General features: G+C 72.8%; 8 protein-coding genes and 1 pseudogene. 2 read left to right on the forward strand and 7 right to left on the reverse strand.

All coding sequences use genetic code 11. The features are described from left to right. The 4 genes and pseudogenes from GT030_RS19890 to GT030_RS19905 all read right to left on the reverse strand — a co-directional run. Positions 1-216, reverse strand: a pseudogene (locus GT030_RS19890) (polyprenyl synthetase family protein); the annotation flags it as partial. After that, positions 213-1253 carry a tetratricopeptide repeat protein gene (locus tag GT030_RS19895; RefSeq protein WP_161202265.1) on the reverse strand — a complete coding sequence of 347 codons (1041 nt, stop codon included), beginning with the start codon at positions 1251-1253 and terminating at the stop codon, positions 213-215. The pseudogene GT030_RS19890 and the gene GT030_RS19895, both read right to left, overlap by 4 nt. A 176-nt stretch (positions 1254-1429) precedes the next feature. Beyond that, positions 1430-2107 carry an AIM24 family protein gene (locus tag GT030_RS19900; protein ID WP_086694711.1) on the reverse strand — a complete coding sequence of 226 codons (678 nt, stop codon included), beginning with the start codon at positions 2105-2107 and terminating at the stop codon, positions 1430-1432. 72 nt (positions 2108-2179) lie between these two features. Beyond that, on the reverse strand, positions 2180-3391 hold the full coding sequence (locus GT030_RS19905) for a serine hydrolase domain-containing protein (protein WP_161202266.1): 1212 nt from the start codon (positions 3389-3391) through the stop codon (positions 2180-2182). Between the two features lie 314 nt (positions 3392-3705). Here GT030_RS19905 and GT030_RS19910 point away from each other — a divergent pair, with 314 nt between their 5' ends. Together GT030_RS19910 and GT030_RS19915 are read left to right on the forward strand one after the other, a co-directional pair. After that, the gene (locus GT030_RS19910; protein ID WP_161202267.1) at positions 3706-5502 is read left to right on the forward strand and encodes a M4 family metallopeptidase; all 1797 of its coding nucleotides are present in this window, start codon (positions 3706-3708) and stop codon (positions 5500-5502) included. A 145-nt stretch (positions 5503-5647) separates the two neighbouring features. Next, positions 5648-6856, forward strand: coding sequence for an SGNH/GDSL hydrolase family protein (locus GT030_RS19915; RefSeq protein ID WP_161202268.1), 1209 nt, complete (start codon positions 5648-5650; stop codon positions 6854-6856). Between the two features lie 7 nt (positions 6857-6863). Here GT030_RS19915 and GT030_RS19920 read toward each other — a convergent pair whose 3' ends face one another. The 3 genes from GT030_RS19920 to GT030_RS19930 all read right to left on the reverse strand — a co-directional run. Then, the gene (locus tag GT030_RS19920; protein ID WP_161202269.1) at positions 6864-7214 is read right to left on the reverse strand and encodes a UBP-type zinc finger domain-containing protein; all 351 of its coding nucleotides are present in this window, start codon (positions 7212-7214) and stop codon (positions 6864-6866) included. Then, positions 7211-8680: an ATP-binding protein gene (locus tag GT030_RS37170; protein WP_161202270.1), complete on the reverse strand. Its 1470-nt coding sequence runs from the start codon at positions 8678-8680 to the stop codon at positions 7211-7213. Before GT030_RS37170 ends, GT030_RS19920 begins: the two co-directional genes overlap by 4 nt. Then, positions 8677-9204 (reverse strand): NAD(P)/FAD-dependent oxidoreductase (locus GT030_RS19930; protein ID WP_161202271.1); only part of this gene is annotated, 528 nt, incomplete at its 5' end. The genes GT030_RS19930 and GT030_RS37170, both read right to left, overlap by 4 nt.

Consider the following 9204-nt stretch of genomic DNA (forward strand, 5'->3'; position numbering starts at 1 on the left):
ACCGGCCGCCCGCGCCCCGAGCACCGCCAGCGCCTGCCGCACCCCCTTGCCGCCGGCCTTCGCGCCCTCACGCCAGCCGAAGGAGTACGCGGCCATCTCGGCCAGCCACGGGTGCAGCCCGGCGACCGCCTCCCGCAGCGCGGGCCCCACCAACTCGCGTGTACTGGACAGGACTTGGTCCGCCGAGATCCGCTCCGCGCGGAACACCGCCGTCACCGGGCACCCTCCGCCTCGGGCACGAACTCGGCCTGCGCCCGCGCCACCATCTCCCGCGCGTGCCGCAGCCCCGAGCGCTCCAGCACGAGGGCCAGCTCGGCCAGTTCGGCCGCCGTCTCCTCCGGGTCACGGCCCAGCCGGGCCAGGGACTTGGCCAGACCCAGGCGGGACAGCGCCTCGCCACGGGGTTCGTCCATCGTGCGGAACTCGGACAGCGCCAGGCCGTACAGGTCCCGCGCCTCCTCGTAACGACCGGCGCGGTAGAAGACGTTGCCGCGCATCTTGTGGTTGTAGGCGAGCGCGCTGGACAGGTTCATCGTCCGGCACGTCTCCTCCGCCCGGGACAGCAGCTCCAGCGCCCGGCCGGTGTCCCCGTCCCGCGCCGAGAGGATGTCCGCGAGCCCGCGCAGCGCCCAGGCGTGGCCGCGCCGGTCGTCGGCGCGCTCGGCTATCTCCGCCGCCTCCTCGAACAGCGCGTACGCCCGGTCGAAGTCACCGGTGTTGCGGTGCATCTGGGCGATGCCCTCCAGCGCCCACACCGTGTGCCGGGCCTCCCCGCGCCTGCGGGCCTCGGCCAGCAGCTGTTCGTGCAGCCGGCCGACGGCCGCGTAGTCGCCCTGGATGCGGCCGGTCTCCGCCAGCCCGGCCAGCGAGTAGCCCCGGACGACGACGTCGCCGCCGCGCTCACCGAGTTCGGCCGCCAGCCCCAGCAGCCGCCAGGCCAGCGGGAACGCCCCCCGCTGCCGGGCCAGCGTGCCGCCGCTCCACAGTGCCCACGCCATCGCCCCGGTGTCCCCGGCCGTACGGGCCGCGCGGTAACTCGCCTTCCACGCGCGGTCGGCCTCCGCCGTGTTGCCGAGCCGACGGTGCGCCTCGGCGACCGCGAGACCGCAGCGGGCCACCTCGGCGGGGTGCCCGGCCCGCTCGGCCTCGCGCAGCCGCTCCAGCCCCTCGGCGAGCACGTCGGTCAGCGAGGAATTGACGGACAGGGTGGTCAGGGCGCCCTGATACTCCGGGGCGAAAGCCTTGCCGTACATGTGAACCCTTCTATACACCACGTGTATACGCGACGCGTATAGCACGTGGGCGAATCGCCCCGGTCCACCGGGGGGCCGGGGCGTGGTCGGTCGTGGGGCAAGACGCTGGGACGGCGACGGGGGTTGCCCGTGCGACGCGGATCACTCCGAGTGGCGCGGGGAACCCCCGTACGGAATCAGTGCTGTTGGGGCTTCTGCGGGGTGGCCTCGCTGGGCCGGACCACCACGACGCCCTCGCCCTGGAGCATGAGCTGGACGGCTTCGCCCGACCCGCCGCGCAGCATCGACCCTATGGACTGCGAGCGGTGCAGCGAGGTGCGCAGGTTCGCGGTCCAGCCGACCACCGCGTCCGTGTCGACGTACACCGGCGCCTGCTCGGACACCGGGATCACCAGCGGGTTGCCCTCGCAGATCAGCCCGAGTCTGCCGTGCCCGCTGAAGACGCTGTTGAACAGGCCGCCGCCCGCGATGCCGGAGCCCTTCACGGTCTTGATCTCGTAGGACAGCGAGGCGTCGAAACACAGCACGTTGCGGCCGTTGACGGTGAACTGGTCGCCGGGCTCCACCTCGACGATGAAACAGTTCTGGGCCTCGTGCGCGAACCACGCCTCGCCCCGCCCGCGCACCGACATCAGCGGGAGCCCCTCGCCGGTCACCGCGCGCTTGAGCATGCCGCCCACGCCCTGGCCCTTGCGCTCGAACTGGAGGCTGCCCCGGTGGGCGATCATCGCGCCCTGGCGGGCGAGCATCTCACCGTCCACCGCGTACCTGACGCACTTGCCGTTCTCTATCGCCATTCCCGGCTCGACGGCCGGACGGACCATGTGCTCACTGGAAAAGAGGTCACCCTTCATGAGCGCATGGTGTCCCGGACGGACCCGTTCCGCCAAGATCACGCGCGTGACGGGCCGTCCGGGACGGCGAGTTCAGCGCGCCGTGGCGGGGGCGACGTCCGCGTTGCGCTCCACCAGCGCCGGGCCGCGCCGCTGCTTGGCGCTCTTGCCGCAGAACGCCGGCTCCAGGGCGCCCGCCAGCGCGTTGAGCACCTTGCCGTTGTTGGAGGTGGTGGCCACCGCCGTCAGCGCCCGCTTGCCGTCCTTCGTGGCGAACGCGTAGGTGTAGTAGCCCTGCACCGCGCCCGTGTGCCCGTACACCGACACCCCGCAGGACAGGTCCCGGCGGCGCAGGCCGAGACCGTACGCGGTCGTCGCGTCGACCTTGGTGAAGCGCTCCATCTGGGCGAGCCGGGCTGCGGAGAGCAGCTTGCCGCCGAGCAGCGCCGCAAGGAAGGTGTTCAGGTCCCTGGCGGTGGAGATGACGGCGCCCGCGCTCTGCGCCCAGGACACGGTCTGCTCGGTCGCGTCGACCAGCGGGTCGCCGGAGCGGTCCGGGGTCAGATAGCCGCGCGCGAACCGGCCGGGAAGCCTGGTGTCGGGGTGGACGTAGAAGGTGTCCCGCAGTTTCAGCGGGCCCGTGATCCGCTTCTGGTACGCCTCCTTGACCGGGCGTCCGGTGAGCTTCTCGATGAGCATGCCCGCCACCACGAAGTTGGTGTTGGAGTACGAGTACGCCGCGCCGGGCGCGTTGACGCGTGGCTTCTTCAGGGAGAGCGCGACCAGCTGGGGGTAGGTGAACACCTTCTTGCGCACGGCCTCGAAGCCGGAGACGCTCTGGGCGAACATGTCGTTGGTGTAGTCGTACAGCCCGCTGCGGTGGCTCAGCACGTGCCGCACGGTGATGGCGTCGCTCGGCAACAGCTTCGGCAGGTACCGGTTCACCGGGGCGTCCAGGTCCAGCTTGCCCTCGTCGGCCAGTTGGAGCAGGACGACCGAGGAGAACGTCTTGGTCACGCTGCCGATGCGGAACCGGTCGGCGGTGCTGGCCGCGCGGCCGGTGCCCCGGTCGGCGACGCCCCGGCTGATCAGATGGCTGCGGCCCTGGTCGTCGATCCGGGCCAGCGCGGCCGGGGCGCCCTCGGTGCGGACCGTGCGCAGCACCCCGTCCACGCCCGCCGTGTCGGGCGCGGGGAGCGCGGCCGCCGCACCCTTCTCCCCGGTCGCCGCCTGTGCCGGGACGACGAGGAGCGACAGCGCCACCGCCCCGAGTACCGCGCTCCTGCCCACCGTTGCCGAGACCATCAGGTCACCACTCCCGTCCACACCGCCGTTGCTGCGACATGCGTCACATTCCGGCCTGGAACCTAGGGGATTGACGCTCCGTCTCCCCAGTCGACACACAGTCGGCCATGTGGCGATCACTCCGGGGTGTCCTTTGGGTAAAGGATTGTCCCGGAGAGCAGCGAAATGGATCATTCCTTCTTTACGTGGCCATGACTCATCCGAAAGGGTGAACCCTCGGGGCGCGACCCGCCTGCCCCGATGGCTGCCCAACGGCGCCATGTGTCACGGCGGCCGGCGTGTCCGGCCGCCGTCGAACGAAGGAACAACCCCTGGTGCGCAGACCGCACATACGCAGTGTGGCCGTCGCCGTCGCGGTGGCGACGGCGGCCACGGGCCTGGCCGGCACGGCCTCTGCCCGCCCCGCGCCCTCGACGGCCCACAAGGCCGCCGAAGGCGTCCGGACCGCCGCACGGACCGCCCCCGTGGTGAACGCCGCCCGCGCGGCCGCCGTCGCCCACGCCGACGCCTCCGGGGTCGGCACGGGTGACGAACTCCGCGTGCAGGACGTCATGTTCGACCCCGAGGGCGGCCGTCACGTCCGCTTCCAGCGCGCCCACAGCGGCATGCCGGTGCTCGGTGGCGACCTCGTCGTCCACCTCGACCGGCAGCTCGCCTACACGGGCGTGACCACCGCGGCCGGCCAGTCCGTACAGGCCACCGCCTCCGACGCCCGGATCACCCCCAGGCAGGCAGCCGCCAAGGCGGCCGACGCCGCCGAGGGTGACGCCGGAACCGCCGAACTCGTCGTCGACGCGCGCGACGGCGAGACCGCGCTCGCCTACCGGGTCACCGTCACCGGCAGTGCCCTGGACGGCGCGAGCGGCACCCGCACGGTCGTCGTGGACGCCGTCACCGGCGAGGTCCGCAGCAACACCCCGGACGCGGACGAGTTCCTCTCGCCCAAGCTCCGCAAGGCGCTGCGGGCGCGCGGTGAGACGGTCACCCCGTCCACCTCCGCCCAGAGTGCGCCGGGCCTCCTCGCGGGCATCACCTCGGGCGCCTCCGGCTACCCGGCGACCGCGCGCGGCACCGGCAAGACCCTGTTCGTGGGCAGCGTCCCGCTGACCACCACGCAGACCTCGCGCGGCCACTTCCAGCTCAAGGACCCCACCCGGTACAACACCGAGACGCGGGACGCCAAGGGCAAGTACACCGAGTCCTTCGGCGGCGGCACCGCGATCACGGGTACCAGCAACGTCTGGGGCAACGGCAGCACGAGCAACCGCAACAGCGCGGCCGCCGACGCCCAGTACGGCATCACCAAGACCCTGAACTTCTACAAGAAGACCTTCAACCGGTCGGGCATCGCCAACAACGGCAAGGCCGCCCGCGCGATGGTCCACTGGGGCCGCGGGGTCGGCAACGCCTTCTGGGACCCGGCCTGCGGCTGCATGCTGTACGGCGACGGCGACGACATGATCAAGAAGCCGCTGGTCGTCCTCGACGTCACCGGTCACGAGCTGACCCACGGCGTGGTCGACGCCACCGCCAAGCTGGAGCCGACCTACGTCGACCGCGACGGCAACCAGTACGGCGAACCGGGCTCGCTCAACGAGTCCCTCGCCGACATCTTCGGCTCCAACGTGGAGTTCTTCGCCGCCAACGCGAAGAACCCGCCGAACTACCTGCTGGGCGAGAAGCTGGGCCTGAAGCAGAAGTTCCTGCGCCGCCTCGACCACCCCTCCCTGGACAAGCTGGAGGGTACGGTCGACTACTGGTCGAAGGCCACGTACGACACCGAGGTGCACGCCGGTTCCGGCGTCTCCTCGCACGCGTACTACCTCCTGGCCGAGGGCAGCGGCAAGAAGAAGATCGGCGGCGTCTCCTACGACTCCCCGACCTACGACGGCGGCGCCGTCAAGGGCATCGGCCGCGCCAAGGCCACGGCGGTCTTCTACCGCGCCCTGACCCGCTACATGGTCTCCACCACCGACTTCCACGACGCCCGCGTGGCGACGCTGAACGCGGCCAGGGACCTGTACGGCGCGACGAGCACCGAGTACCGGACCGTCGACCGGGCCTGGGCCGCGGTCAACGTCAAGGCCGCCAACACCCCGGCGAACCACTGACGCACCCCGGCTCCGACAAGGCCCCGTCCCGCGCCCGCGCGGGGCGGGGCTCTTGTACGCACGGGGACACGGAACGTACCGAGGTGCGGGGCGCGGGCGTCGGCGGGACCATCACAGGCATGGGCCAGACGAAGGAACCGGCCGGGTGAGCGGCCGGGGGAGAGCCTGCCGGGCGGCCGCCGTCCTGCTGCTCACCCTCCCCGGTCAGGCGACGGCCGCCCTGGCGGCCACCCCGCCGGCCGGGGCCACCGTGCGCGGCTCCGGCGTGGTCACCTGGGGCGCCAGCGCCCAGCGCGTCGGGCAGGGCGCCGACCGGGCCTACCGGCTGATCGTGAAGGTCAGCGCGGGCGGGAGCGACCTGCGCGTCCGGCTGTCCAACGCCTACGGGGACCGCCCCCTCACCGTCGACGCCGCCCACGCGGGCCTCCAGGCCGGGGGTGCCGCGCTCGAGCCGCGCAGCAACCGGGCGCTCACCTTCGGCGGCAGGCACGCCGTCACCGTCCCGCCGGGCGGGGCCGTCTGGAGCGACCCGCTGCCCGGCCGCGTCCCCGCCGGGGCCCGCCTCGCCGTCAGCCTGCGCACCCCGGACGCACGGGGGCCCGCCACCGGCCACGAGCTGGCCCTCACCACCTCCTATCTCGGCCGGGACGCGGACCCCGGCGGCGACGGCGATACCGGCTGGACGCGGACCACCGGCTCCTGGTGGTACCTCGACGCCGTCTCCGTACGCCCCGCACACCCCCGGGCCGGCGCGGTCGTCGCGCTCGGGGACTCCATCACCGACGGCTGGGGGTCCACGCCCGGCCTCGACCGGCGCTGGCCCGACGACCTCGCCCGGCGGCTGCGCGCGGACGGCATGGGCGTCGCCAACGAGGGGATATCCGGCAACCGGGTCCTCACCGGCAACGACGGCGGCCCGAGCGCCGGGCGCCGGCTGGAGCGGGACGTCCTCTCCCAGCCCGGCGTGCGCACGGTGGTCCTCTACGAGGGCGTCAACGACCTCAAGGCGGACCACGGCGCCGGCGCGGACGAGATCGTCGCGGGCTACCGGGAGATCACCAAGAGGGCCCACGCGGCGGGCCTGTGCGTGGTCGGCGCCACCGTCGCGCCCTTCAAGGGCTGGCCCCAGTGGGACCCGGACGCCGAGGCGGTGCGCCGGGAGGTCAACCACGAGGTGCGCACCGGCGGTGACTTCGACGCCGTCGCCGACGTCGACCGCGCGCTGCGCGACCCCCACGATCCGGCCCGGCTGCGCCCCGGCCTGGACAGCGGCGACCACCTCCACCCCGACGACGACGGCATGCGCGCCATCGCCGGGGCCGTCGACCGCCCGAGCCGGGACTGCCGGCGCTGACGCCGGTTCAGCTCAGCAATCGCGCCCAGTCGGCCGGGACCCGTCCGGCCGGGCCCGGCACCGGCTGGTCGGCCGGGTGGCTCTCGGGCGGGGCCAGGGCGGGGCCGGACTCGTACAGTTCCCCCGTGGTGTAGTTCCAGAACCAGCCCTCGCCCGGCTCGAAGCTGCGTAGCACCGGATGGCCGGTTTCCCGGTAGTGCGCGGTGGCGTGCTTGCCCAGCGACTCGTCACAGCACCCGATGTGCCCGCACCGCGCGCAGCGGCGCAGATGGAACCACCAGCTGTCCGCCTTCTCGCACTCCTCGCACCCCGTACCGCTCGGCGGCACGGACGGGTCGATCGCGGTGTCCTCACTCATGCGTCCTCCTGGGCTCTGTCGGTTTCGCCGGACGTGGTGTCCGCGGTCAGCGGGAGGCGGACCTGGAAGCGGGTGTCGCCGGGGGCCGACTCCAGCCGCAGGGTGCCGTGGTGCTTGTCGACGACGATCCGCCGCGAGATGTCCAGCCCGAGACCGGTGCCCGCGCCGACCGGCTTGGTGGTGAAGAACGGGTCGAAGATCCGCTCCCGGATCTCCGGCGGCACACCGGGGCCGGTGTCCGCGAACTCCACCAGCGCCGACTCCCCGTCCCGCGCCGTCCGCACGGTCAGCGTGCCCCCGCCGCCGTCCTCGGTCATCGCGGACACCGCGTTGTCGATCAGGTTGGTCCACACCTGGTTCAGCTCGGCCGGATAGCCCGGCAGCGAGGGCAGCGTACGGTCGTAACTGCGCACCACCTCGATGTGCGGGCCGAGCTTGCCGGACAGCATCAGCAGGGTGCTGTCGAGGAGTTCGTGCACGTCCACCACGCGGAACGGCGCCCGGTCGAGCTGGGTGTACTGCTTGGCGGCGTCCACCAGTTGGGAGACGCGGGTGGTGGCGTCCTCGATCTCGTTCATCAACAGCTCGGTCTCGACGGTGTAGTTGAGCCAGCCCACCGCGCCGCCCAGGATCTCCCGGTCCACCGTGGAGGCCACCCGCTCCAGCCAGTCGGCGTCCAGCCCGGCCTGCACGAACACCGGCGCGAGCCGCCAGCCCTCCTCGATGCCGTGGTCGGTCAGCCAGTCGGCCAGCGCGTCCTCCCGGTCGGCCGCCTCCAGCGGACCGAGCGCCGGTGCCTTGGCGACCCGCTCGGCGGTGCGCTCCTGGACCTCGATCAGGCTCGCCAGCGCGTCACGGGAGAACGGCCCCTCCGCGAGCAGCGCCAGCTTGTGCCGCATCCGGGCCACCCGTTCCCGCAGGGTGGAGGTGGCCCGCACCGCGGCCGCCGCCGGGTTGTTCAGCTCATGGGTGAGCCCCGCCGACAACGAGCCCAGCGCCAGCAGCCGTTCGCGCTGCCCGATGGCGGCCTGGACGCTCTTGGAGCCGAAGAACAGCCCCTCCAGCAGATGCACCGCCATCGGGAACCAGGCCCGCATGACCTCCGCGAACACCGGGGCGGGCAGCACGAAGAACCGCGTCGGCTCCGTCACCCGCATCGAGTTGTTGTACACCTGCCGCACCCGGTCGCCGAGATACGCCTGCATCGCGCCGCCGTACACCCCACGCTGGGAGGTCCGGGACACCTCGACGTCCTCGGCGCCGATCCGCCGCGAGAGCACGACCGTGCCCTCGATCAGTACGTAGAAGCAGGTCGCCGGGTCGCCCTCGGTGTAGACCGGGCCCGGTTCGAACAGCTCCACCCGGCCCTCCCGGCACAGCCGACCCAGCTGCTCGGGCGACAGCCGCTCGAACAGGAAGAGGCTGCCGATCTCGCCGGGACTGCACGGCAGCGGCTGCCCGCTCACGACTGCTCCAGATACCGGTGGACGAGCATCACGGCCATGGCTCCCTCTCCTACGGCGGACGCGACCCGCTTGGCCGACTCGGCGCGCGCGTCGCCCGCCACGAACACGCCCGGCACACTGGTCTCCAGGTGGTACGGCGGCCGGTCCAGCTCCCATTCCGCCGGCAGCTCCCCGTCCACGGTCAGGTCCGGGCCGGCCAGGATGAACCCCCGCCTGTCCCGGCGCACGGTCCCGTCCAGCCAGCCGGTCAGCGGGGCGGCGCCGATGAACACGAACATCCACTGCGCCTCGACCTGGTCGGCCTCACCGGTGTCCACCCGGCGCAGGGTCAGCCGCTCCAGCCGGTCCGAGCCGTGCGCCGCCTCCACCTCGGTGCGGGCGCGCACCGCGATGTTCGCGGCCTCGGTGATCTGCTGGACCAGGTAGTGCGACATCGACGCCGACACGTCGGGCCCGCGCACCAGCAGGGTCACGGACTTGGCGAACCGGGACAGGTACATCGCCGCCTGCCCGGCCGAGTTGGC

Source organism: Streptomyces sp. SID1328, from assembly GCF_009865595.1.
In the GTDB taxonomy this organism is placed as follows: Bacteria; Actinomycetota; Actinomycetes; order Streptomycetales; family Streptomycetaceae; genus Streptomyces; species Streptomyces griseoluteus.

Coding starts and splice junctions, on each gene's coding strand:
- GT030_RS19895 (WP_161202265.1), bottom strand. CDS start 1,253: ATGTACGGCAAGGCTTTCGCCCCGGAGTATCAGGGCGCCCTGACCACC.
- GT030_RS19900 (WP_086694711.1), bottom strand. CDS start 2,107: ATGAAGGGTGACCTCTTTTCCAGTGAGCACATGGTCCGTCCGGCCGTC.
- GT030_RS19905 (WP_161202266.1), bottom strand. CDS start 3,391: ATGGTCTCGGCAACGGTGGGCAGGAGCGCGGTACTCGGGGCGGTGGCG.
- GT030_RS19920 (WP_161202269.1), bottom strand. CDS start 7,214: ATGAGTGAGGACACCGCGATCGACCCGTCCGTGCCGCCGAGCGGTACG.